The organism is Streptomyces sp. NRRL F-5650, assembly GCF_000721365.1.
Taxonomy (GTDB): domain Bacteria; phylum Actinomycetota; class Actinomycetes; order Streptomycetales; family Streptomycetaceae; genus Streptomyces; species Streptomyces ardesiacus.
Genome location: NZ_JOGV01000069.1, coordinates 1 through 24,299 on the forward strand (window position 1 = coordinate 1; position 24,299 = coordinate 24,299).

The window sequence follows — 24,299 nt, forward strand, 5'->3', positions numbered from 1 at the left end:
GCTCCGGCCGGGGCGGGGCGGGGCTCCGGGGGCGGGGCCAGGGCCGCCGGGTGCTCCTCGGCCAGGTGCTCCGCGAGTTCCTCGAGGGTCTCGTACTCGAAGAAGAGGGTCTTCGGCAGCCGGCCGAAGCGGGCTTCCAGGTCCGCGTTGAGCCGGGTGACGGCCAGCGAGTCGATGCCGTACCGGTTCAGCAGGGGCGCCCGCGGGTCGATGTCCTCCGGCTCGGCCCCGATGACGTCGCCGACGAGGGCCCGCAGCAGTGCCACCGCCGCGGCACGCGGGCGCGGGTCGTCGGTGGCGGCCACGTGTCCGGGGCATTCCGTGTCCGCGGGGCGTTCCGTGTCCGCGGCCGGTCCCGCGTCGGTGCCGACGCCCTCGGCGAGCAGGCCGGCGAGGGTCCCGGCGTCGCCGGCCGCCACCAGGAGGCGGCCCCCCGGTCCGGCGAGCGCGTCGTCGAGTGCGGCGAGTCCCTCGCCGGTGCCCAACGAGACGAGCCCGAGCCGTTCACGCAGCGCCTCGGCGTCCGCCTCGGACAGGGCCATGCCGCCCTCGGCCCAGTGCGGCCACGCCAGGGACAGACACCGCCCGGAGCGTCGCCCTGCGGCGGTGAGCCGTTCCCGGTGCTCCGCGAAGGCGTCGAGGAAGGCGTTGGCGGTGGCGTAGTCGGTCTGTCCGACGTTGCCGAAGGTCCCGGCCACCGAGGAGAACAGCACGAAGAAGTCGAGGGGTTCCGTTCCCACCGCGCGGTCCAGGTGCAGCGCGCCGGCGATCTTGGGCGCGAGCACGGCGTCGGCGTCGGCGTCCTCCTTGCGCAGCAGGTAGGAGTCACGCAACAGGCCGGCCGCGTGCACGACGCCGTCGAGCCGGCCGTGTTCCGCGCGCACCCGGGCGACGAGCGCCTCGGTCTCGGCCGCGTCGGTCACGTCGGCCCGCAGGTGTTGGACGGAACCGCCCCGCTCGCGCAGTGCCGCCATCCGCCGCTCGGCCCCGGTGCCGGGCGCCGACCGGGAGACCAGTACGAGGTGGACCCGGGCGCGGGCGGCGAAGTGCTCGGCGACGAGCAGCCCCAGTCCTCCGGTGCCTCCGGTGATCAGGTAGACCCCGCCGTCCCGCACCGTCGTACCGGCGGCCTCCCCGGCGGGGGCGGACCTGCGGTGGACGAGGACCTCGCGCCGATCCCCGGTGTGGCGGACCGCGGGTGGCGCGGCGGGCACGCGCAGTTCCGCCAGGGCCGCGGCGAAGGCGTCCTCGGGCCGCTCGGCCCCGACGCTCTGGACGATCAGGCGGGGGTTCTCCAACCGTGCGCTGCGCGCGAATCCGGCCGCCGACTCGGCGAGCGGGGAGAATCCGTCCGGCCCCCCGCCGTGCAGGAGGAGGACCCGCACCGGTTGCCTCAGCCGGCCGGCGATCAGGGCCCGGCCGAGTGGGAACAGCGCTCCGGTGCCCTGCCTCCAGACCGCGGTGCCGGGGACCGGCTCCGCGTGCCGGGCGGGGTCCGGGCCGAGGCTCCAGGCGTGGAGGACCACGCCCGGCACCAGGCCCTCGCGCGCGCAGTCGGCGAGCAGGCGGGCGTAGGCGTCCGGGTCCGACGGGTCCACGGTGAAGGTGAGCCGGTCATGGCAGCGGTAGCCGTCGCCGGGCAGGACCAGGACGATCGGGGCGTCGTCGCCGCCCCGCTGCGCGGTCAGCCGGGTGCGCGCCGTTTCGTCGTGCGCGAGGAGCAGCCAGGCGCCCCGGGGTGGCTCCGCGGACTCGGTCCCGGTCCCGGCCGGTGTCCACTCGCCCCGGAAGAGCAGCCGTCCGGCCTGCCGGGTGGGGGCGGGCTCGGGAGCGGGCGGCGTGAGGTCCGTGGTGGAGATCCAGTACCGCTCCCGTGCGAACGGATAGCCGGGCAGGGGTGTCCGCCGTCCGGTGGGCGCCCACCGGACACCCGCACCCCGGCACCACAGTCGGGCCAGCTCCCGCTGGTCGCCGCGCGCGGCGGCGGCACTCACCTCGTCGGCGTGGCGGCGGGCCGCTCCGGTGGCGGCGGTGCCGCGCAGAACTGCCGCCGGAGCGCCACCCGCGGCGAACTCCCGGAACAGCGCGCACAGTTCACCGCCGTCGTCGGTCACCACGGCGAGGCGTTCCTCCCGCCCCTCGCGGCCGAGGCACAGGGTGTGGGCGATGTCCCTGAGGTCGACGTGCTCTTCCTCCAGGAACGCCGCGAGCCGGCCGGCGTAGGCGCGCAGCCGCTCCTCGGTGCGTGCGGACAGGACGAACGCCAGTGCCTGGCCGGTCCGTTGACGTGCGGCGGGGCGGTCGGTGGCGGGCCGGCGCTCCGGGGGTTCCTGGAGGACCAGGTGTGCGTTGGAGCCCCCGGCGCCGAAGGAGCTGAGCCCCGCACGGCGCGGGCGGTGCCGCCCGTCGGGACCGCGGTCGGGCCAGTCGGCCGCCTCCTGCTGGACCCGGAACCCGGAGGCCGGGAAGTCGATGTGGGGGTTGAGGTCCCGCGAGTGCAGCGACGGGACGAGGCGGCGGTGGCGGAACTGGAGCAGGACCTTGGTGAGTCCGGCGATACCGGCGGCCGATTCCAGGTGCCCGATGTTGGACTTCACCGAGCCGATGGGCACGGGCCGGCCCCGGCCCTGCTGCCCGCCGAACACCCTGCTCAGACTGTTGATCTCGATGGGGTCGCCGAGCGCGGTGCCGGTGCCGTGCGCCTCGACGTAGGAGATGTCGGCGGGATCGACCTGCGCCCGGGCCAGCGCACGGGCGACGACCTGCTCCTGGGCGCGCGGGTTGGGCACGGTGTAGCCGTTGGTCCTGCCCCCGTGGTTCAGGGCGGAGGCCAGGATGACGCCGTGGACGTGGTCGCCGTCCTGCAGGGCCTTGCCGAGCGGTTTGAGCAGGACGGCGCCGACACCCTCACCGGGCACGTAGCCGCTGCCGCCGGCGCCGAAGGAGCGGCACCGCCCGTCGTCGGAGAGGTAGCCGCCCTGGCTGAGGAAGACGTACTTGTAGGGGTGGACGGAGACGTTGACGCCGCCCGCGACGGCCAGGTCGCACTCGCCGCGGCGCAGGCTCTCGCAGGCCAGGTGGATCGCGGTCAGGGACGAGGAGCACATGGTGTCCACCGCCATGCTCGGGCCGTGCAGGTCGAGCAGGTAGGACACCCGGTTGGCGATGGAGGCGTAGGAGGAGTTGGTGACGGGACGCCCGCCGCGCAGCGCGTCCGCACCGCCGTAGAGCTGGTACTCGCCGTACATGACGCCGACGAACACGCCCACCGGGTGGTCGCGCAGGTCCTCGCGGCGGTAGGCGGCGTCTTCGAGGGTGTGCCAGGCGGTCTGCAGGAACAGCCGTTCCTGCGGGTCCATCAGCTCGGCCTCGCGGGGCATCACGGGGAAGAACAGCGGATCGAACTTGTCCACGTCGGACAGGAACCCGCCCCACTTGCCGTAGCTGCGGCCGACGGCATCCCGGCGCGGCCGGTAGAACGCCGAGTGGTCCCAGCGGTCCGCGGGTATCTCCGTCACGCAGTCGCGGCCCTCGACGAGGTTGTGCCAGAAGGCGTCCAGGTCGTCGGCCATCGGGTAGCGGCCGCTGAGGCCGATGACGGCGATGGCCTCGTCCTGCGGCGTCCCTCCGGCACCCGCGGCCGGTACGGTCGCGGCGGCGGGAGCGATGCGGGGGCGCGGCACCCCCGTGGCGGCCGCGGGCACGGGGGCCGGGTCGGCGACGGGAGCGGCGGTCAGCTCCGCCAGGCGGTCCGCGTGGTCCTGGCAGAAGTACTCGGCCAGCTCGCCGAGCGTGCGGTACTCGAACAGGAGGGTGCGGGACAGGCCGCCGCCGAATCGCTCCGCCAGTTCCCCGTTGAGCCGCGTGATCATGAGGGAGTCGATGCCGAACTCCTCCAGCGGAGTGTCGGGGTCGATCTCGGCGGGGTCCAGTTTGGTCACCGTCGCGAGCAGCCCGGCCAGGAACCCCTCGGCGCGCGCCGCGAGACCGGTCTCCCGGTCAGCACCGGCCCCGTCGGCCGGTCCGGTCCGTGCGGTGCCGTCGGCCGCCCGCGGGCGGGCAGCGCCGGCGTCCGGGGCGGTCACGCCGCCCTCCGGTGCCGCGACGCCCTCGGTGAGGGCGCGCACGACCAGCTCGTCGAGCACGGCCACGGGGACGCCGTCGTCGTCGGTGAGGGTGATCCGGACCGTCACGGCCCTGGCGCCGTCGTCGGTGACCACGACATGGGCCCAGCAGTGCTCGGGCAGCGGCGCCATGATGTCCAGCGACCCCAGGGCGAACGGCAGGAACGCCGTGCCCTGCGCCGCGCCCCGGTCCAGGAGCAGGCCGACCGCCGCCTGCAGCGCCCCGTCCAGCAGCGCCGGGTGCAGGACGAACGCCTCGGCGCCGGAGCCGGGGCGCTGGGGCAGGGCCAGCCGGGCCAGCGCCTCGCGCTCGCCGCACAGCAGCTCCCGTACCGTCCGGAAGGACTCGCCGTAGGCCAGCGAGCGTCGGGCGAACTCCTCGTACAGCGCCTCCGGACGCACCCCGCGCGGACAGCCGGACCGCACCGCCGACAGGTCGACGGCCGGGGTGCCGGGCACGCCCGGCGCCGCGGCCCCGGTGCCGGACTCGTCGGCGAGGCGCAGTTCCCCGCGTGCGCACACGCCGTCGTCGGCCGCGATCTCGAAGCGCACCGCCCCGTCGGTGACCGGGCGCAGGGCGACCGTCACCTCCCGTTCGGCGCCGTCGAAGGCGAGCAGGCGCTCGAAGGAGACGTCCCGCACCGCGCGGACCCGGCGCTCGGAGGCCAGTTCGCCCGCGGCCCTCGCCATCTCGACGTAGGCCGTGCCGGGCCAGGTCCGGCGTCCGTCCACGACGTGATCGGCCAGGTAGGACTCCGTACCGTCGCGCCGGGCGGCGTACCGCTGCTCCCACAGCGAGGAGACGTTGGCGTCGATCAACGGGTGCAGCCGGACCGCCGGAGACGCGGCGGCCGGCCGGCCTCCCTCGGGAAGCCAGCAGCGACGGCCCTCGAAGGGGTAGGCGGGCAGCGGGACGCGGTGGCGCCGTGCCCCGCCGAAGTGGGCCGCCCAGTCGACGGCGGCACCGCCCAGCCAGGCGTCGCGCACCGTCTCCAGACCGCTCGACGACCCGGGGCGCACCACGACCACGTCGGCCGCCGGCAGTCCTTCGGCCGCGTCCAGCGACCGGACCTCGAAGCCACCGCGCCCTCGCCCGGCATCCGTGACGCCGTCGGCGAGTGCGGCCACCGCCTGCTTCAGCCCCAGCTCCCCGGACAGGCAACGGGCCGCGGCGCGGCCTGCTCCGTCGGCGTGCACCACGGCGGGGCGCAGGCCGAGCCCCATCCAGTGCCGGCCCAGGGCGTACGTCAGCGCGAACAGGGCACCCCGGTCCCCCGACCGTGCGGCGCCCGCTCGCCGTGCCGCGGCGTGGAACCGCTTGAAACCGGGCTCCCGGGCGGCGAGTTCGGCCGCGAGTCCTTCCGCGTCCGCGGGGTCGACGTCGAAGACGAACCGCAGTTCGGCGCCGCCGCGCACGGCACCGGCGGGCTCCGCTGCGGCGTCGAGCAGGCGCGCGGCGTCGGCGGTTCCCCGGCACACCACTGCCCGGCGGTACGGGTGCTCGGGGCGCCCGGCCGCCAAGGTGAACGCCACGTCGTCGGCGCCGAGTTCCGGATAGTCGCGCAGGTGTCCGGCCAGGCGCGCGGCCATGGCGTCCAGCGCGGTGGGGGTCTTCGCGGACAGCACCACGAGCTGGCGCTCGCGGGAGGGTCCGGCCGGGGCGGGCTCGGGTGCCTCTTCGAGGACGGCGTGGGCGTTGGTGCCGCCGATCCCGAAGGAGCTGACCCCGGCCCGGCGCGGGACGCCGTCCTCGGCCTGCCAGGGCGTGTGCTCGGTGACCACCCGGAACGGGCTGGACGCGAAGTCGATCTGCGGGTTGGGGGTGCGGAAGTTGACAGTGGGCACCAGCGTCCGGTGGTGCAGCATCAGGGCGGTCTTGATCACGCCGGCGACGCCCGCGGCCGCGTCCAGATGGCCGACGTTCGACTTCAGCGAGCCGATGCCGCAGAACCCGTCGTGTTCGGCGCCGCCCGCGCGGAAGGCCTGGGTGAGGGCGGAGACCTCCACGGGGTCGCCCAGCCGGGTGCCGGTGCCGTGCGCCTCGACGTAGCCGACGGAGTCGGCGCGGACCCCCGCGACGGCCTGCGCCTCGGCGATCACCGCGGCCTGCCCCTCCTTGCCGGGCGCGGCGTAACTGACCTTGAGCGAACCGTCGTTGTTGGTGGCCGTGCCCTTGATCACCGCGTACACGGTGTCGCCGTCGGCGAGGGCGGCGGCCAGCGGCCTGAGCACCACGACACCCACACCGTTGCCGAGTACGGTGCCGCCCGCCTCGGCGTCGAAGGCGCGCACGTGCCCGTCGGCCGAGAGGATGGCGCCCTCTTCGTACAAGTAACCCTTGACCTGCGGGAGTTTGACGGTGACACCGCCCGCCAGGGCCATGTCGCACTCGCCGTTGATCAGCCCCTGGCAGGCCAGGTGGATCGCGACCAGCGACGTGGAACACGCCGTCTGGATCGTGTACGCGGGCCCCTTGAGGTCCAGCTTGTAGGCGACCCGGGTGGCCAGGTAGTCCTTGTCGTTGCCGACCATGACGGAGAAGTGCCCGGAGGTGGTCGACTGGTCGACCTGGGGCAGGACGTGGTTCTGCAGGTAGGTGTTGACCGCCGCACCGCCGTACACGCCGACGAGTCCCGGGAACCGGCCCGGGTCGTGCCCCGCGTGCTCCAGTGCCGCGTAGCAGTGCTGGAGGAAGAGCCGGTGCTGCGGGTCGACCACCTCGGCCTCGGCCGGGGTCATGCCGAACAGCGTCGTGTCGAAGAGCTCGACGTCGGGCAGGACACCGTGCGCCTTCACATAGCGCGGGTCACCGACCAGTTCGGCGGGCAGCCCTTCGGTCACGAGCTGTTCGTCGGTGAAGCGGGTCAGCCCCTCGCGGCCGGCGCACAGCAGGTCCCAGAACTGCTCGACGCCGTTCGCTCCCGGGAAACTTCCGGCCACGCCGACAATGGCGACATCGGTCGACCGCTCGTCGGACGGACCAGCAATTTTGGGCATACCAAACCCAGACGACACGCATTCCCCCGTGTGACGATGCTCCGAAGATTGGGCTGCCACGCAGCCGGCACACCTCGCCACGGCGGGATCGTCGCACCGTGACGCCTGGCCAGCCTAGGCAGGCCCTCGATCAGGTCGCCATTCAAATCACGCCAGCCCTTCCGGGCGGAGGGCTGGATACGCACGGCACGGAGGGCGGCATTGTGCCCCTGGGTGATCAACTGATCACCGGAACGATTACCTCCGCTGACCGGCACCGGAGCCCGCGCAACCGCTGCTGGCGCAACTTCCCGGTGCCGAGGACCGGCCGGCGGGCGGAGGCGGGACTCCGCCGATCATCACGTGGGGTGACTGTCCGAAAATCCGTGGTTTCACGACAACGCCCCGCCGGGAAGCGAACGGTCTCCCGTTCTCACCCTGGCGGGGCGCAGGCATGGCCGTGACCGGCCGGTGTGTCAGGCGACGTTGACCCTCTGTCCGGGCGGGGCCGCTTCCAGCCACGCGAGGAATCCGGTCAGCGCGTCCTCGCTCATGGCCAGTTCGAGCCGTGTGCCCCGGTGCAGACAGGCCAGGACCACGGCGTCGGAGAGCAACGCGAGTTCCTCCTCGCCGTCCGGCACCCGGCGGCCGGCCACTTCGATCGCGGAGCGCTCCAGCACGCGGCGCGGGCGGGGCGAGTACGAGAAGACGCGGTACCACTCGACCCGGTCGCCGTTGTAGCGGGCCACCCCGTAGGCCCAGCCCTTGCCGTCGGCGGTCTCGCCCTCCTCGGGGGCCTCCCAGCGCAGGGAGCAGTCGAAGGTGCCGCCCGAACGCTGGATCAGCCGACGGCGCAGACCGAAGACGAAGAGTCCGATCACCACCAAGGCGACCACGATTCCGCACACAGTCAGAGCGAGGGCCATCGACACCGACCTCCTCGTCTCCTAGGTAACGGAACGGAAAAAACACCCGGATCTGCCTCAGCCGCGGCCGGGTCCGGATGGCTCCGGTCCCAGCCGCGGCTGAGTGACGTCATGGCATGACGCTATCGCACTGTGCTGTGGATCAGCGTCCCGCCGCAGCGCGCAGTCGGACGTCCGCGCGGCGCTCGGCGTGGGCGTCGCCCTCCGCCTTCGCGCGCTCGAGCTCGCGCTCCACGCGGTGGACGTCGATCTCGTCCGCCAGTTCGGCGGTCTCGGCCAGCAGCGACAGCTTGTTGTCCGCGAACGAGATGAAACCGCCGTGCACCGCGGCGACGACCGTCCCGCTGTCACTCGTACGGATGGTCACCGGGCCCGACTCCAGCACACCGAGCAGCGGCTGGTGACCGGGCATGACGCCGATGTCGCCGGACGTGGTGCGCGCGACGACCAGGGTGGCCTCGCCGGACCAGACCTCTCGGTCGGCCGCGACCAGCGCGACGTGCAGCTCAGCAGCCAAGGTGGCTCCTCGGGTCACCACCCGGCGGGAGAGCCGGGTGTTGGTTACAAGTCTAAGGGGCGTGCCGGAGGGGACGGGACGCGCCCGTCCCCTCCGGACGGCGGGCCGTGCGGCTCACCGTGAGCCGAGGCTCAGGAGACGCCCAGCTCCTTGGCGTTGTTCTTCAGGTCCTCGATGCCACCGCACATGAAGAACGCCTGCTCCGGGAAGTGGTCGTACTCGCCGTCGCAGATCGCGTTGAAGGCCGCGATCGACTCCTCCAGCGGGACGTCCGAACCGTCGACGCCGGTGAACTGCTTGGCGGCGTGGGTGTTCTGGGACAGGAAGCGCTCCACACGACGGGCACGGTGGACGACGAGCTTGTCCTCCTCGCCCAGTTCGTCGATGCCGAGGATCGCGATGATGTCCTGGAGGTCCTTGTACTTCTGCAGGATGTTCTTCACGCGCATGGCGGCGCTGTAGTGCTCCTGCGAGATGTAGCGCGGGTCCAGGATCCGGGACGTGGAGTCCAGCGGGTCCACGGCCGGGTAGATGCCCTTCTCGGAGATCGGACGGGACAGCACCGTCGTCGCGTCGAGGTGGGCGAAGGTGGTGGCCGGAGCCGGGTCGGTCAGGTCGTCCGCGGGGACGTAGATCGCCTGCATCGAGGTGATCGAGTGACCGCGGGTCGAGGTGATGCGCTCCTGGAGGAGGCCCATCTCGTCGGCCAGGTTCGGCTGGTAGCCCACCGCGGAGGGCATGCGGCCGAGCAGGGTGGACACCTCGGAGCCCGCCTGGGTGAAGCGGAAGATGTTGTCGATGAAGAACAGCACGTCCTGCTTCTGGACGTCGCGGAAGTACTCGGCCATGGTCAGGCCGGCCAGCGCGACGCGCAGACGGGTGCCCGGCGGCTCGTCCATCTGGCCGAAGACCAGCGCGGTCTTGTCCAGAACGCCGGCCTCCTCCATCTCGACCATGAGGTCGTTGCCCTCACGGGTGCGCTCGCCCACACCCGCGAAGACCGACACACCCTCGTGCAGCTTCGCCACACGCATGATCATTTCCTGGATGAGAACGGTCTTGCCGACGCCGGCGCCGCCGAACAGGCCGATCTTTCCACCCTTGACGTACGGGGTGAGGAGGTCGACGACCTTCAGACCGGTCTCGAACATCTCGGTCTTGGACTCGAGCTGGTCGAAGGCCGGGGCCTTGCGGTGGATCGTCCAGCGGTCGGCGCCCTCGACGACGGACGGGTCGTCGTTGAGCACCTCGCCCAGGGTGTTGAACACGCGGCCCTTGGTGACATCACCGACCGGCACGGTGATGCCGGTCCCGGTGTCCAGCACCGGGGCCTGGCGCACCAGGCCGTCGGTGGGCTGCATGGAGATCGTGCGGACCGTGCCCGCGCCCAGGTGCTGGGCGACCTCGAGGGTCAGGGTCTTCTTCTCGCCGGCGTTCGCCGGGTCGGCGACCTCGACGTGCAGCGCGTTGTAGATGTCCGGCATCGCGTCGACGGGGAACTCCACGTCGACGACCGGGCCGATGACCCGCGCGACGCGGCCCGTCGCCGTGGCCGTCTCAACAGTGGTGGTCATTAGTAGTCACTCCCCGCGGTCGCGTCGGCCAGTGCGCTCGCGCCACCGACGATCTCGCTGATTTCCTGGGTGATTTCGGCCTGGCGGGCCTGGTTGGCAAGCCGGGTGAGCGTCTCGATCAGCTCTCCGGCGTTGTCCGTCGCCGACTTCATCGCGCGCCGCGTGGCGGCGTGCTTGGAAGCGGCCGACTGGAGCAGCGCGTTGTAGATACGGCTCTCCACGTAGCGCGGCAGCAGGGCGTCGAGGACGTCCTCCGCCGAGGGCTCGAAGTCGTACAGCGGCAGGATCTCGTCCTTCGCCGCGGACTCCTCGGCGACCTCTTCGAGGCGCAGGGGCAGCAGCCGTGCGTCGGCCGCGGTCTGCGTCATCATCGAGACGAACTCGGTGTAGACGATGTGGAGTTCGTCCACGCCGCCGTCGTCGGTGCCCTTCTCGATGGCCTCGATCAGCGGCGCCGCGACCTTCTTGGCGTCCGCGTAGGAGGGCTCGTCGGTGAAGCCCGTGAACGACTCCACGACCTTGCGCTCGCGGAAGTTGTAGTGGGCGAGACCGCGCCGGCCGACGATGTACGTGTCGACCTGCCGGCCCTCACGCTCGAGGCGCTCGGTCAACTGCTCCGCCGCCTTGATGGCGTTGGAGTTGAAGGCGCCGGCCAGACCGCGGTCGCTCGTGAGGAGCAGGACCGCGGCACGGGCCGGGTTCTCCGCCTCCGTGGTGAGCGGGTGGCTGGTGTTCGACCCGGTCCCGACCGCCGTGACCGCGCGGGTGAGTTCCTGCGCGTACGGCGTGGAGGCCGCCACCTTCCGCTGCGCCTTGACGACGCGCGAGGCGGCGATCATCTCCATCGCCTTGGTGATCTTCTTGGTCGCGGTGACGGATCGGATGCGACGCTTGTAGACCCGGAGCTGGGCTCCCATGAGTCAGGTCCCTTCCTTACGTCACTTGGCGACGGACGGGGCGTCCTCGCCGAGCAGCTTGCCGTCCGAGGTCTCGAACTGCTTCTTGAACGCGGCGACGGCGTCGCTCATGGCCTGCAGCGTGTCGTCGGACATCTTGCCGCCCTCCTTGATGGAGGTCATGAGGCCCTGCTCCTTGCGGTGCAGGTACTCCAGCAGTTCCGTCTCGAAGCGGCGGATGTCGGCGACCGGCACGTCGTCCATCCGGCCGGTGGTGCCGGCCCAGACGGAGACGACCTGGTCCTCCGTGATCATCGGCTGGTACTGGTCCTGCTTCAGCAGCTCGACCAGACGCTGACCGCGCTCGAGCTGCGCCTTCGACGCCGAGTCCAGGTCGGAACCGAAGGCGGCGAACGCCTCCAGCTCGCGGAACTGGGCGAGGTCCACGCGCAGACGGCCGGAAACCTGCTTCATGGCCTTGTGCTGGGCGTCGCCACCCACGCGGGAGACCGAGATACCGACGTTCAGGGCCGGGCGCTGACCGGCGTTGAACAGGTCGGACTCCAGGAAGCACTGGCCGTCGGTGATGGAGATGACGTTGGTCGGGATGAACGCCGAGACGTCGTTGGCCTTGGTCTCGACGATCGGCAGACCGGTCATCGAGCCGGCACCCAGGTCGTCGGAGAGCTTCGCGCAGCGCTCCAGCAGCCGGGAGTGCAGGTAGAAGACGTCGCCCGGGTAGGCCTCGCGGCCCGGCGGGCGGCGCAGCAGCAGCGACACGGCGCGGTAGGCGTCGGCCTGCTTCGACAGGTCGTCGAAGATGATCAGGACGTGCTTGCCCTCGTACATCCACTGCTGGCCGATGGCCGAGCCGGTGTACGGCGCCAGGTACTTGAAGCCGGCCGGGTCGGACGCCGGGGCGGCCACGATGGTCGTGTACTCCAGCGCGCCGTTCTCCTCCAGCGCGCGGCGGACCGACGCGATGGTGGAGCCCTTCTGGCCGATGGCGACGTAGATGCAGCGGACCTGCTTGTTCGGGTCGCCGGTGCGCCAGTTGTCGCGCTGGTTGATGATCGTGTCGACGGCCAGGGCGGTCTTGCCGGTCTGGCGGTCGCCGATGATGAGCTGACGCTGGCCGCGGCCGATCGGCGTCATGGCGTCGACGGCCTTGTAGCCGGTCTCCATCGGCTCGTGCACCGACTTGCGCTGCATGACCGTGGGGGCCTGCAGTTCGAGGGCGCGGCGACCGGACGTCTCGATCTCGCCGAGGCCGTCGATCGGGTTGCCGAGGGGGTCGACGACGCGGCCGAGGTAGCCCTCGCCGACGGCCACGGAGAGGACCTCACCGGTACGCGAGACCGGCTGCCCCTCCTCGATGCCGCTGAACTCACCGAGGACGATGGCACCGATCTCGCGCTCCTCGAGGTTGAGGGCGAGGCCGAGGGTGCCGTCCTCGAACTTCAGCAGTTCGTTGGCCATGGCCGAGGGAAGGCCCTCGACCTTCGCGATGCCGTCGCCGGCAAGGGTGACCGTACCGACCTCCTCGCGCGAGGCCGCGTCCGGCTTGTACGACTGGACGAAGTTCTCCAGTGCGTCCCGGATCTCCTCCGGCCGGATCGTGAGCTCCGCCATCTGAGTTCCCTGCTCTCCTTGTTGGGCCCGAAGTTTCACTTGGGGGGTATTCCACGAGTCGGGACTCCCCCCAATGAGAGGTGAATCCTCTGCACGGCCCAACCAGGGCCGTCGTAAGTACGTACTGCTACTGCTTGCTGTGCTGTTGTCGCGACCGCCGTCGCGGGAGGGTCAGCTCGCCAGGCGGCGGCCGGCCTCCTCCAGACGGTCCGCGATGGAGCCGTTGATGACCTCGTCACCGACCTGCACCCGGATCCCTCCGAGGACGTCGGGGTCCACGTCGAGGTTGAGGTGCATCGGACGGCCGTAGACCTTCGTGAGGGCCGCGCCGAGGCGCCGCTTCTGCGTGTCGCTCAGCGGCACCGCCGAGGTGACCACCGCGACCATCCGGTCCCGCCGGTCGGCGGCGAGCTTGGACAGGGATTCGAGTCCCGACTCCAGGCTACGTCCCCGCGGCGCGGTGACAAGGCGCGTCACCAGACGCTCGGTGGTCCGCTGCGCCCGGCCGCCGAGCAGGCTGCGCAGCAGCTCGCCCTTGGCCGCGGCCCGGGCCGACCGGTTGGTGAGCGCGGCCCGAAGCTGCGTGTCGGAGGCCACGATCCGGCCGAACCGGAACAGCTCGTCCTCGACGTCGTCGAGCCGGCCCGTCTTCTGCGCGGCGGTGAGGTCGGCGGTGTTCGCCAGCTCCTCCAGGGCGTCCACGAGGTCGCGCGACTGCGACCAGCGGGAGCGCACCATGCCGGCCACCAGATCGACGGCGGGGCCGCCGACCTGGGTGCCGAGGAGGCGCTGGGCGAGCTGTGCCTTGGCCTCGCCGTCCTGCGCCGGGTCGGTGAGGACCCGGCGCAGGGACACCTCGCGGTCCAGCAGCGCCGTCACGGAGGCCAGCTCGTCGGCGAGCGAGCCGGCGTCCGCGGCCGTGGAGTCCGTCAGGGCGTCGAGGCGCTCGCGCGCTGCGGTGAGCGCCTCGCGGCTCGCTCCGTGCATCCCGCTCATCGGGCCGCCTCGGCGGTCGTCGCCGAGTCCTCGAGCTCGTCGAGGAAGCGGTCGATGACACGGCTCTGGCGAGCGTGGTCGTCGAGCGACTCGCCGACGAGCTTGCCCGCCAGCTCCGTGGCCAGCTTGCCGACGTCCTGGCGCAGCGCGGACGCGGCGGCCTTGCGGTCGGCCTGGATCTGGGCGTGACCCGCGGCGATGATCTCCTCACGCTGCCGCTGGCCTTCCGCGCGCATCTCGGCGATGAGCGTGGCGCCCTGCTCCTGCGCCTCCTGACGCAGACGCGCGGCCTCGTGCCGGGCCTCGGCGAGCTGGGCCTTGTACTGCTCAAGGACGCTCTGGGCCTCGGTCTGCGCGGCCTCGGCCTTCTCGATGCCGCCCTCGATGGCCTCGCGCCGCTGCTCCAGAACCTTGTTGATGTTCGGAAGGAGCTTCTTGCCGAGGACGAAGAAGACGATCGCGAAAGCGATCAGACCGATGATGAGCTCGGGGATCGCCGGGATGAGGGGGTTCTGCGCCTCTTCCTCAGCCGCCAGCGTTACCAGGGACGAGATCACGTCAGTTCCTTCCGTCGAAGTTTCTCGTCGGCCGGGACCGGATCAGGAGGGAACCGGGTAGACGAAGCCCATGACCAGACCGATCAGGGCGAGCGCCTCACAGAGCACGAAGCCGAGGATCTGGTTCTGGCGGATGAGGCCGGCGGCCTCGGGCTGCCGGGCGAGGGCCTGCGTACCGTTACCGAAGATGACACCCACGCCGATGCCCGGGCCGATGGCGGCCAGGCCGTAGCCGATCGCGGCGAAGTTGCCCTGGATGTTGGTCGCAGCGAGGGTCTGGAGAGCGGACATGCCGTTTCTTCCTTCTTGTTCAACAGGCCGGTGGGGGTTGGCCACCGGGCGAAAAGGGGGGTGGTGCGATGGTCAGTGACTCTCGGCGAGCGCGCCCTGGATGTAGGAGCACGCCAGGAGGATGAAGACGTACGCCTGGAGGGCCTGGATGAACAGCTCGAAGACCGTCATGGCGATGACCATCAGGAACGACACGGCGGCGTAGGCGATGCCGATGCCGTTCAGCAGGTACCAGGCGCCGATGGTGAAGATCAGCACCAGGACGTGCCCGGCGAACATGTTGGCGAACAGCCGGACCGCGTGCGTGAACGGCCGGATGAACACGTTCGAGAGGAACTCGAAGAACATGACCATCGGGAAGACCGGGCCGAGCGACGGGTCGTAGGCGGTGAGGTTCTTGAGACCGCCGACGAATCCGTGCCGCTTGAAGGTCAGGCTCATCCACAGGATGTAGACGATCGCGGCGAGACCGGCCGGGAAGGCGATGATCGCGGTCGCCGGGAACTGGGCGATCGGAATGATCGCCCAGAGGTTCATGATCCAGATGAAGAAGAACAGCGAGACCATGAGCGGGACGTACTTCTCGCCCTCGCGCTTGCCGATCGTCTCGTAGACGACGCCGCGGCGGACGAAGTCGTAACCGGCCTCACCGACCATCTGGAGCTTGCCCGGCACCAGCTTGGGGTTGCGGAAAGCGGCCCAGAAGAACCCGACGACGATGACCGTGCTCAGCGTGGTCAGCAGCATCGGTTTGTTGATCTCGATGCCGCCTACGGTGAACAGCGGCTCGAAGAGGAAGGAGTGCAGGCCGGGGGTCGGGAAACCGCACCCATCGAAAATATGACAATCAGTCTCGAAGGCGAGCGTCTGGGCGTCACTCACCGCGAGCTCCTTCAGCGTGGCGCATGGGTACGGCAACCTCGATGTGTCGGCGCGGTATGCGACCGCGAGACGGCACTGGACTGGATTTGCGGATTTGGGGGCGGCGCCTGGGGTCCGAGCCGTGAAGCGTCACAGGCCCGGCTGCCACCCACGCCAGCTCTGCCGCAGTTGTGGCGAGACGATAGCAAATGAGCGGAAGCCTCCTTACGCCGACCCTACGGGTCACGACGGCGTCCGGGCTGTGTCCGGCTCCACGTAGAGGACCTTGGCCTTCATGTGGGAGCGCACTTGCGCCGCGATCCAGACCAGAGTGGCAGCGAGCAGAGTGAGAGCAAAACTCTTCGGGTGGAAGGCGGAGCTGCTCCGCAGGGCGGTCAGCACGACCATCAGCAGCAGGATCTGCGTCGTGTAGACCAGCAGCCCCATCATCTGGAAGAGATGCGGCAGGGAGCGCGCCGTCCGTTGCAGGACCATGAGGCCGCTGACCATGAACAGCACGACGAGAAGGGTGCCGAAGGCGGCGCCGAGCGCACCCTTGCTGCCGACCACGGCGGCACTGACCGCGACTCCGACCATGCCCGCGGCAACGGTGGGCACGGCGCAGTGCAGAAGTGTTCGTACGTCGTTGGACTGCATGGGGGCAGCTCCTCCGGCGAAGTCTGGGGGACGGTGCAGGTCGTCGAGCGACGACAGTATCCCGAGAACGAGAGGCAGAACTCACCGGGCGGCCGGGCGTGACCGGCTCACCGCACGCTATCTGGGATCTCGTGAACCGTATCACAAACTATTTGATGAGGTCTTTACCTCGAAGGTGTGCTTGCCGTCACACGGACAGGCCAAGTGGCAGGTCGGCGCGGTGACAGTGGGTGCCGGAGCTGGTATGCGACGTGACCGGAACGGGTCAGTAGGTGTGAAATCCCCGCCCCGTCTTCCTGCCGAGGAGCCCGCCGTCGACCATCCGCGACAGCAGCGGGGGCACCGCGTGGGCGGGCTCCTTGAACTCCTCGTACAGGGCCGTGCCGATGGCCGCGACGGTGTCCAGGCCGATGAGGTCGGCCAGGGCCAGCGGACCCATGGGGTGGGAGCAGCCGAGCATCATCGCTTTGTCGATGTTCTCGGCGTCGGCGTATCCGGCCTCGTACATCCGGATCGCGGACAGGAGGTAGGGGACGAGCAGCGCATTGACGACGAAGCCGGAGCGGTCGCCGACGTGGACGGCGTGTTTGCCGAGGACGCCGGTGACGAAGTCCTCGGCGCGGTTGCGGGTGTCGTCCTCGGTCAGCAGGGAGCTGACCACCTCGACGAGCCCCAGCACCGGAGCCGGGTTGAAGAAGTGCAGGCCCAGAACCCGGCCGGGGCGGGCGGTGGCCCTGGCCAGCCGCATGACCGACAGGGCGGAGGTGTTGGTGGCCAGGATCGCGTCCGGATCCCCGACGGCCTCGTCCAGGGCCTCGAAGAGGCGCAGCTTCGTCGCCTCGTGCTCGGGTGCCGCCTCCAGCACGAGCTGGCGGTCGCCCAGCTCGGCGAGGTCGGTGGTGAACCTGATCCGCGCGAGCGCCTCGTCGCGGTCCTCCTCGCTGAGCTTGCCCCGGCGCAGGCCGGTGGTGAGGGAGCGCTCCAGTCGGGCGCGGCCCCGTGCGAGCCCCTCCGGTCCCGAGGCGGCGACCAGGACGTCGCGGCCGGCCCGGCCGCACACCTCGGCCAGTCCCGCGCCCATCACCCCGCAGCCGACCACGCCGACGCGGCGGATCTCGGCGCGGGCGGCGGGCTGCGCGCGCTCCGTCTCCGGGGCGGGCCGGGCGGGCCTTCGGGACGTCGCGGGGGAATCCGTCGCGGTACTCATCTCACATCTCCTTCATGCCCCTCGGACCGGGCCCGGCGGCGGTACGGGGGCGGATACGGGTGGGCCGGCCGGAGTCCGGTGGGGGCGGGGCGCGGCCGTGGGGGCGCCCGGCAGGCGTCCCGGTCGGGGCCTGCCGGGCAGGAGAGTGGGCCCGAGCGGGTGGGGGCGGCAGAGAGCGGGACGCCCGAGGGGGCGGGGCGGGGCGGGGTGGCGAGTGTGGGGTCGTGTGCGGGCGGGGGCAGGAGGCGGAGCCGCACAGGGCGAGGGCGCGCAGGGTCAGGGTTCGCGGGGCCAGAGCGTCAGGGGGTGGGCGTCAGGGGGTGGGTGCGAGGTCGCGCAGCAGGTTCAGGCGCTCCTCGCCCACGCGTGCGCGCAGCGCGGGGTCGGTCACGCCCTGGCCGGGGCCGTCGGCCAGGCAGAGGACGCCGACCTTGCCGATGTGGCGGTTGGTCTGCACCGAGCGGGTGGCCTCGGCGATCTCGGCCAGCGGGTAGACCGCGGAGAGGGTCGGCACGACACGGCCGCCGGCCACCAGCCGGTTCAGCTCCCACTGCTCCTGGAGGTTGGCCGCGTGGCTCCCGATGATGCGCTTCAGCTTCATCCACAGGTACCGGTTGTCGTAGGCGTGCTGGTAGCCGGTGCTGGAGCCGCAGGTGACCACCGTGCCGCCGCGGCGGACGACGAAGACCGAGACCGGGAAGGTGGCCCGCCCGACGTGTTCGAAGACGATGTGCGGGTCCTCGCCGACCTCGCGGCGGATGATGCCGCCCAGCCGCTTGCCGGCCTCGATCACCGCGGCCGGCTCGTCGGCCGTGCTGTCGCCGAGCCCGATCTCCTGACGGTCGATCACCACGTCGCAGCCCAGCCGCCGGGCCGCCTCCGCCTTGGCCGGCGAGCTGACCACGCCGACCGGGACGCCGCCACCGTTCTTGACCAGTTGCACCGCGTAGGCGCCCAGGCCGCCGGCCGCGCCCCAGATCAGCACGACGTCGCCCTGCTTCATCCGGGCGCCGCGGTCGCCGACCAGCATCCGGTAGGCGGTGCCCGCGCACAGCGGGTTGCAGGCCGCCTCCTCCCAGCTCAGGTGGCCGGGCTTGGGGATGAGCTGGCTGGCCCGCACCACCGCGTAGTGGGCGAGGCCGCCGAAGTTGGTCTCGAAGCCCCAGATGCGCTGTTCGGCGCCGAGCATCCCGTCGGCCTGGGTGGCCGCCTCCTGGTCGTCGACCTGGACGCAGCTCACCACCACGTGGTCGCCGGTCTTCCAGTGCCGTACGCCGGAGCCGGTGCGCACCACCACGCCGGCGCCGTCGGAGCCCAGGACGTGGTACGGCAGGTCGTGCCGTGCCGCCCAGCCGCCCTGCGCGGCCAAGCTCCGCAGGAAACGGAAGGTGGACAGCGGCTCGAAGATCGCCGACCAGACGGTGTTGTAGTTGACCGCGCTGGCCATGACGGCCACCAGCACCTCGTCCGGGGCCAGTTCGGGCATCGGCACCTGTCCGACGCGCAGCGACTTGCGGACGTCCTTGTCGGCCACGCCCCGGAACATCCCGGCGTCCTCGGCCCGCAGGTACGCCGCGGTGTACTCGGCGGGCGGCGCCAGGCCGTCCAGTTCCTCCGGGGGCGCACCCGCCCGCACCGCTTCCGACAGAGAGGTCATGTTCGCCCTTCCCGGGATGCGCACGCCCGTTCCGGCGGGCCGGTGCGCCTCGTGATCGGTGGTCGCCTGGGGGTGTGGTTTGGAACAGGTCGCAGGAAATCGGCGGTTCCTCGTCGGCGCCGGTGAGCGGGGCCCGGCGCGTCCGGACGCAGGGCGGGGGACTCCCTAGTCGCGGTAGCAGTGGACTTCGTCGGCGGGAATCCAGTCGCCGTTCTCCTCGAACTTCACGAAACCGCGCTTCGCGTAGTGGTTCTCGTCGACGATTTCGTACTGCTCCTTGAGCAGGAACGACTTCCCGAAACCGACGCAGTCTCCGACGAAGGCGAGGTGGCCGTCCTCCCAGCCCGTAGCGGTGAGGAGCGTGCGGTTTCCCCAGTCGTCGTAGTAATAGCCGGAGAACGCGGATTCCGACTCCACCCACTGGACGACGAACCGTCCCGTGAGGTCGTGCTCCGTGACTCGCTGGGTCATTTCGTAGGCGTGTCCGGAGAAGGTCGACTCCGTGTTCCACGAGGCGATGCCCTTGGTGGGCGGATCGGCGGTGAAATTCGTCCACTCCGCACGGAAGTCACCCAGCAGAAAGTCCAGGTCGGTCATCCTTGCCGGGGCCGGCGGCTTGGTGAATTCCTGTTCCCCGGACGGCGTTGGTTCCTGCTCGGCGTTACTCATTGCGGGACGAGCTCCCATCCTGAATGGCGCACGGAAATTTCTTGCATGCTAGGCACCGGCTGTCCCCCGCCGCCAGCCCCTATTGCCCGCTCATTCACCGGGGTTGGGATTCTGGGGTGGCTGCGGGGGCGTGGCTAGGGGCGACCGCCACATACCTTCGGCGCCGACGGGCGCGGTATGCCAATCTCTCGGGCGGGTTCAGGTGACGAACGAAGCGCAGCTTGTTGACTACCTCAAGAAGATGGCAGCCGATCTGCGGCAGGCCCACCGGCGTATCAGGAAACTGGAGGCGGACGGGGCCGAACCCGTCGCCGTCGTCGGAATGGCCTGCCGGCTGCCGGGAGGTGTCGGCTCCCCCGACGAGCTGTGGGACCTCGTGGCGCGCGGCGAGGACGCCGTCACCGGGATGCCCACCGACCGCGGCTGGGACCTGGAGGCCCTCTTCGACCCGGACCCGGACCGTCCCGGCACCGCGTACGCCAGGGAGGGCGGTTTCGTCGACGGGGCGGCCGAGTTCGACGCCGATTTCTTCGGCGTCTCGCCGCGCGAGGCCCTCGCGATGGACCCGCAGCAGCGGCTGCTGCTGCACACGGCGTGGGAGGCGCTGGAGAACACCGGGCTGGACCCGCGGTCCCTGGCGGGCTCGCGCACCGGTGTGTTCACCGGCCTGATGTACCACGACTACGCCACCGGTTCCGGTCCGCTGCCCGTCGAGGCGGAGGGCTATCTGAGCACCGGTACGGCCGGCAGCGTCGCCTCGGGGCGGATCTCGTACTTCCTGGGTCTCGAGGGCCCGGCCGTCACCCTGGACACCGCCTGCTCGTCGTCCCTGGTCGCCCTGCACCTGGCGGTGCAGGCACTCCGCGACGAGGAGTGCGACCTGGCGCTGGCGGGGGGTGCGACGGTGATGTCCACCCCGGCCACCTTCGTGGAGAACTCCCGTCAGCGCGGTCTGGCCCGCGACGGCAGGTGCAAGTCCTTCGCCGCCTCGGCCGACGGCGTCGGCTGGGGCGAGGGCTCGGCGCTGCTGGTCGTCGAACGGCTGTCGGACGCCCGGCGCAACGGTCACCCGGTGCTGGCCGTGGTGCGGGGCAGCGCGGTCAACCAGGACGGCGCCTCCAACGGGCTCACCTCGCCCAACGGGCCCTCGCAGCAGCGGGTGATCCGGCAGGCCCTGGACTCCGCCCGGCTCGCCCCGGCCGACGTCGACGTGGTGGAGGCGCACGGCACGGGCACGACGCTGGGCGACCCGATCGAGGCGCAGGCGCTGCTCGCCACCTACGGGCAGGACCGGCCCGCCGACCGGCCGCTCCTTCGGGATCAGCGGCACCAACGCGCACGTCATCCTGGAGGAACCGGAACCCGAACCGGAGCCGGAACCCGGGAAGGAACCGGGTTCCGGGGCGGGACAGGCCGCCGGGGCGGGTGCGGAGGAGACCGCCGGGGCGGGTGCGGAGGAGGCCGCCGGGGCGGGTGCGGAGGAGGCCGCCGGGGCGGCGCCGGGGCGGCTGACGGTCGTACCGGTGCCGCTGTCGGCGGCCACGGCGGCGGCGCTGCCGGCGCAGGCCGCCCGGCTGCGCGCGCACCTGCTGGAGCGGCCCGAACTGGCGCCGCGGGACGTGGCGTACGCGCTGGCCACCACCCGCACCGCCTTCGAGCACCGGGCGGTGCTGCCCGTCGAGGACCGCGCCGACCTGCTGGACAAGCTGGCCGGGCTGGCGGCCGGCACCGACGTGCCCGGCCTGGTGAGCGGCGTCGCCGACGAGGTCCGCACCGCGGTGCTGTTCACCGGGCAGGGCGCCCAGCGGCCCGGCATGGGCGAGGAGCTGTACGCGGCCTTCCCCTCCTTCGCCCGTGCCCTGGACGAGGTCTGCGGGGAGCTGGACGCCCGGCTGGACCGGCCGTTGCGTCCGCTGCTGTTCGCCGCCGCCGACAGCGCCGAGGGCCGGTTGCTCGACCGGACGCTGTACACCCAGTCGGCGACGTTCGCGCTCGGTGTGGCGCTGTTCCGGCTGCTGGACGGGTGGGGGGTACGCCCGCGGCTGCTGGCCGGGCACTCGGTCGGCGAACTGACCGCGGCGCATGTGTCGGGGATGCTGTCCCTCTCCGACGCCTGCGAACTGGTCACCGCGCGTGGCAGGTTGATGCAGGCGCTGCCCGAGGGCGGCGCGATGGTGTCGGTGGCGGCGACCGCGGAGGAGGTACGGCCGCTGCTGGCCGGTCACGAGTCGGTGGCGGGCGTCGCCGCGGTCAACGGGCCCGGCTCTGTGGTGGTGTCGGGCGACGAGGACGTGGTCGTCGCGCTCGCGGCGCACTTCGCGGCGCTGGGGCGCAGGACCCGGCGACTGCCGGTGAGCCACGCCTTCCACTCACCGCTGATGGAGCCGGTGGTGGCGGAGCTGCGCCGGGTGGCCGGACGGCTGGCCTTCGCCGAGCCGGTCCTGCCCGTGGTCTCCAGCGTGACGGGCACCCTGCTGGAACCGTCCGACTGGGCGGACCCGGAGTACTGGGCCCGGCAGGTGCGCGAACCGGTCGTCTTCCACGACGTGGTGCGCACCCTGGCGGCGGAGGACGTGAGCGTCTTCCTGGAACTGGGTGCCGACGCGGCGCTGACCTCCATGGTGGAGGAGACGCTGGCGGCGGAGGCCGGGTCCGGGCCGGGGGAGGCCGGGGTCGTCGCGGTGCCGGCGCTGCGACGGCGGCGTTCGGAGGTGCGCACGCTGACGGCGTTGCTGGCGCACGCGCACACGAGCGGGGCGGGGGTCGACTGGCCGGCGTTCTTCGGGCCCCGGCCGGCGGGGCCGGTGCCGCTGCCGACGTACGCCTTCCAGGGGACGCGGTTCTGGCTGCGGGGGGTGCCCGGGGCGGCCGACGTGACGGCGGCCGGGCTGGTGCCGGCCGAGCATCCGCTGCTGGGCGCCACGCTGGTGCCGGCCGCGGAGGGGGGCCGGCTGTTCACGGGGCGGCTGTCCGTGGAGAGCCATCCGTGGCTGGCGGACCACGCGGTCGACGGTACCGCCCTGCTGCCGGGCACCGCCGTGACCGAGCTGGCGCTGTGGGCGGGCGGACACTTCGGGCTCGACCGGGTGGCGGATCTCGTCCTGGAAGTGCCGCTGGTCCTGCCGGCCGAGGGAGGGCTGCGTGTCCAGCTCTCGGTGGGGGCCCCGAACGCGGCGGGCGAGCACGAGTTCGGCCTGTACGCGCAGTACGAGCGGGGCGACGACGACGTGTGGACGCGGCACGCCGGGGGCACCCTGGCCGTGGCCGGCGGCCCGCCGGAGGAGGACCTGGCGGCCTGGCCGCCCCCGGGGGCCGAGCCGGTGGACGTCGACGGTTTCTACGCCGCTTCCGGCTCGGCCGGTTTCCACTACGGCCCGGCGTTCCAGGGGCTGCGGGCGGTGTGGCGGCTCGGCGACGAGGTGTATGCCGAGGTACGGCTGCCCGAGGGGGATGCCGGGGACGCCGGGGAGTTCGGGCTGCATCCGGCACTGGCCGACGCCGCGCTGCACGCGTCCGCGTTCGCGGGCGGCGAGTTCGGCGACGCCGGGCGGGGCAGGCTGCCGTTCGCGTGGCGCGGGGTGACCCTGCACGCGGCGGGGGCCGCCGGCCTGCGGGTGCGGCTGACGCCGACCGGCCCGGACACCCTGGCCCTGCTGTGCACCGACGACACCGGCCGCCCGGCCCTCACGGTGGACACCCTGACCGTCCGCGCCGCCACCTCCCCGACCGCACCGGACACCACCGCCGGCGCCCTGCTGGTGCCCACCTGGACCCCGACGGCCACGACAACACCGACGGCCCGGGAACGCTGGGTGCTCCTGGGCCCGGGCCTGATCACGGGACCGGCCGACGACGCCCCGGCCGGTGCGGAGCGGGGCGGTGGCCTGACCGGCGTCGAGCGGGACGACAGCCCCACTGGTCCGGGGCGGGCCGACGGCCCGGCCCGTGCCGAGCGGCACGACAACTCGACCGGCACGGAACGAAAGGGCGCCGCCCCGGCCCGGCCGGCCCAGGACGACACTCCGGCCGGCACGGTCCAGGACGACGCCCCGGCCGGTGCCCGGCGGCCCGGCAGCCCCGCCGGCGCGGAGCGGCACGACCTCACCGGCGCGGAACGGGACGGCAACCCCGCCGATACCGAACCCGACGACCCCGCCGGTGCGGAGTGGCACGGTGGGGCGGGTGCCGGGGGGCGCTGTGACGGGCCGGACGGGCTTGATCGCTACGACGACCTGGCCGGGCTCGTGGCCGCCGTGGACGCGGGGGCTCCGGTTCCGGAGGTGGTGGTGGCGGGGGCCGGCGAGTCCGACGGGTCCTGTGACGCGCGGGTCGCGCACGAGCTCGCCGCGCAGGCGCTGGGCCTGCTGCGGGCGTGGCTGGCGGACGGCCGGTTCGAGGCGGCGCGGCTGGTCGTGGTCACGCGCCGTGCGGTGGCCACCGGGGACGGGGTCGCCCCCGACCCGGCCCAGGCGGCCGTGTGGGGTCTGCTCGGCTCGGCCGTCACCGAGCACCCCGGCCGGATCTCCGTCGTGGACACCGACGGCACCGCCGAGTCGTTGACCGCGCTGCGTGCCGCGGCCGCGGCGGACGAACCCCGGGTCGCCGTACGGGCGGGCCGGGTGCTCGCGCCGCGGCTGTCCCGGGCCACGGGCGTCCCCACGGTGCCGCGGGGGATCGATCCGGACGGCACCGCCCTGATCACCGGCGGCACCGGCACCCTCGGCGCCCTCCTCGCCCGCCACCTCGTCCACCACCACCA

Annotated in this window: 15 protein-coding genes and 1 pseudogene; 2 read left to right on the plus strand and 14 right to left on the minus strand. The window is 72.3% G+C overall.

Annotated features, from left to right (window positions below; translation table 11 throughout):
- The 14 genes from IG88_RS39500 to IG88_RS0135945 form a co-directional block, all read right to left on the minus strand.
- A partial coding sequence (locus tag IG88_RS39500) for a type I polyketide synthase (RefSeq protein ID WP_234332452.1) occupies nucleotides 1-7,064 on the minus strand: 7,064 nt, incomplete at its 3' end.
- 512 nt (nucleotides 7,065-7,576) lie between these two features.
- On the minus strand, nucleotides 7,577-8,026 hold the full coding sequence (locus IG88_RS0135885; protein WP_031050495.1) for a DUF2550 domain-containing protein: 450 nt from the start codon (nucleotides 8,024-8,026) through the stop codon (nucleotides 7,577-7,579).
- Between the two features lie 142 nt (nucleotides 8,027-8,168).
- Nucleotides 8,169-8,543, minus strand: a complete 375-nt coding sequence (locus tag IG88_RS0135890; protein WP_031050499.1) for a F0F1 ATP synthase subunit epsilon — start codon at nucleotides 8,541-8,543, stop codon at nucleotides 8,169-8,171.
- Nucleotides 8,544-8,674: 131 nt separating this feature from the next.
- Nucleotides 8,675-10,117, minus strand: coding sequence for a F0F1 ATP synthase subunit beta (gene atpD / locus IG88_RS0135895; protein WP_031050502.1), 1,443 nt, complete (start codon nucleotides 10,115-10,117; stop codon nucleotides 8,675-8,677).
- Complete coding sequence (locus tag IG88_RS0135900) at nucleotides 10,117-11,034, minus strand: F0F1 ATP synthase subunit gamma (RefSeq protein WP_031050505.1); 918 nt, start codon at nucleotides 11,032-11,034, stop codon at nucleotides 10,117-10,119. The genes atpD and IG88_RS0135900 overlap by 1 nt, the downstream gene beginning before the upstream one ends.
- Nucleotides 11,035-11,055: 21 nt before the next feature.
- Nucleotides 11,056-12,645, minus strand: a complete 1,590-nt coding sequence (atpA, locus tag IG88_RS0135905) for a F0F1 ATP synthase subunit alpha (RefSeq protein WP_031050506.1) — start codon at nucleotides 12,643-12,645, stop codon at nucleotides 11,056-11,058.
- Nucleotides 12,646-12,816: 171 nt separating this feature from the next.
- On the minus strand, nucleotides 12,817-13,632 hold the full coding sequence (locus IG88_RS0135910; protein ID WP_031050509.1) for a F0F1 ATP synthase subunit delta: 816 nt from the start codon (nucleotides 13,630-13,632) through the stop codon (nucleotides 12,817-12,819).
- A 5-nt stretch (nucleotides 13,633-13,637) separates the two neighbouring features.
- Nucleotides 13,638-14,195 carry a F0F1 ATP synthase subunit B gene (locus tag IG88_RS0135915; RefSeq protein ID WP_031050511.1) on the minus strand — a complete coding sequence of 186 codons (558 nt, stop codon included), beginning with the start codon at nucleotides 14,193-14,195 and terminating at the stop codon, nucleotides 13,638-13,640.
- Nucleotides 14,196-14,240: 45 nt separating this feature from the next.
- Nucleotides 14,241-14,489: an ATP synthase subunit C gene (locus IG88_RS0135920; RefSeq protein ID WP_029382919.1), complete on the minus strand. Its 249-nt coding sequence runs from the start codon at nucleotides 14,487-14,489 to the stop codon at nucleotides 14,241-14,243.
- Nucleotides 14,490-14,561: 72 nt separating this feature from the next.
- Nucleotides 14,562-15,371 (minus strand): F0F1 ATP synthase subunit A, encoded by an 810-nt coding sequence (gene atpB, locus IG88_RS0135925; RefSeq protein WP_031050518.1) that lies wholly within the window; start codon nucleotides 15,369-15,371, stop codon nucleotides 14,562-14,564.
- A gap of 222 nt (nucleotides 15,372-15,593) precedes the next feature.
- Nucleotides 15,594-16,007 carry a hypothetical protein gene (locus IG88_RS0135930; RefSeq protein WP_031050520.1) on the minus strand — a complete coding sequence of 138 codons (414 nt, stop codon included), beginning with the start codon at nucleotides 16,005-16,007 and terminating at the stop codon, nucleotides 15,594-15,596.
- A gap of 265 nt (nucleotides 16,008-16,272) precedes the next feature.
- Complete coding sequence (locus tag IG88_RS0135935) at nucleotides 16,273-17,214, minus strand: 3-hydroxybutyryl-CoA dehydrogenase (protein ID WP_051852194.1); 942 nt, start codon at nucleotides 17,212-17,214, stop codon at nucleotides 16,273-16,275.
- 313 nt (nucleotides 17,215-17,527) lie between these two features.
- Entirely contained in the window at nucleotides 17,528-18,871 is a 1,344-nt protein-coding gene (gene ccrA / locus IG88_RS0135940) for a crotonyl-CoA carboxylase/reductase (protein WP_031050523.1), read from the minus strand.
- Between the two features lie 165 nt (nucleotides 18,872-19,036).
- Nucleotides 19,037-19,540, minus strand: coding sequence for a hypothetical protein (locus IG88_RS0135945; protein WP_158854193.1), 504 nt, complete (start codon nucleotides 19,538-19,540; stop codon nucleotides 19,037-19,039).
- Between the two features lie 202 nt (nucleotides 19,541-19,742).
- Between IG88_RS0135945 and IG88_RS45375 the strand changes: the two are divergent.
- Nucleotides 19,743-23,541, plus strand: a pseudogene (locus tag IG88_RS45375) (type I polyketide synthase); the annotation flags it as partial.
- 285 nt (nucleotides 23,542-23,826) lie between these two features.
- The coding region (locus tag IG88_RS45380) for a SpnB-like Rossmann fold domain-containing protein (protein ID WP_420712116.1) at nucleotides 23,827-24,299 on the plus strand (473 nt) is incomplete at its 3' end.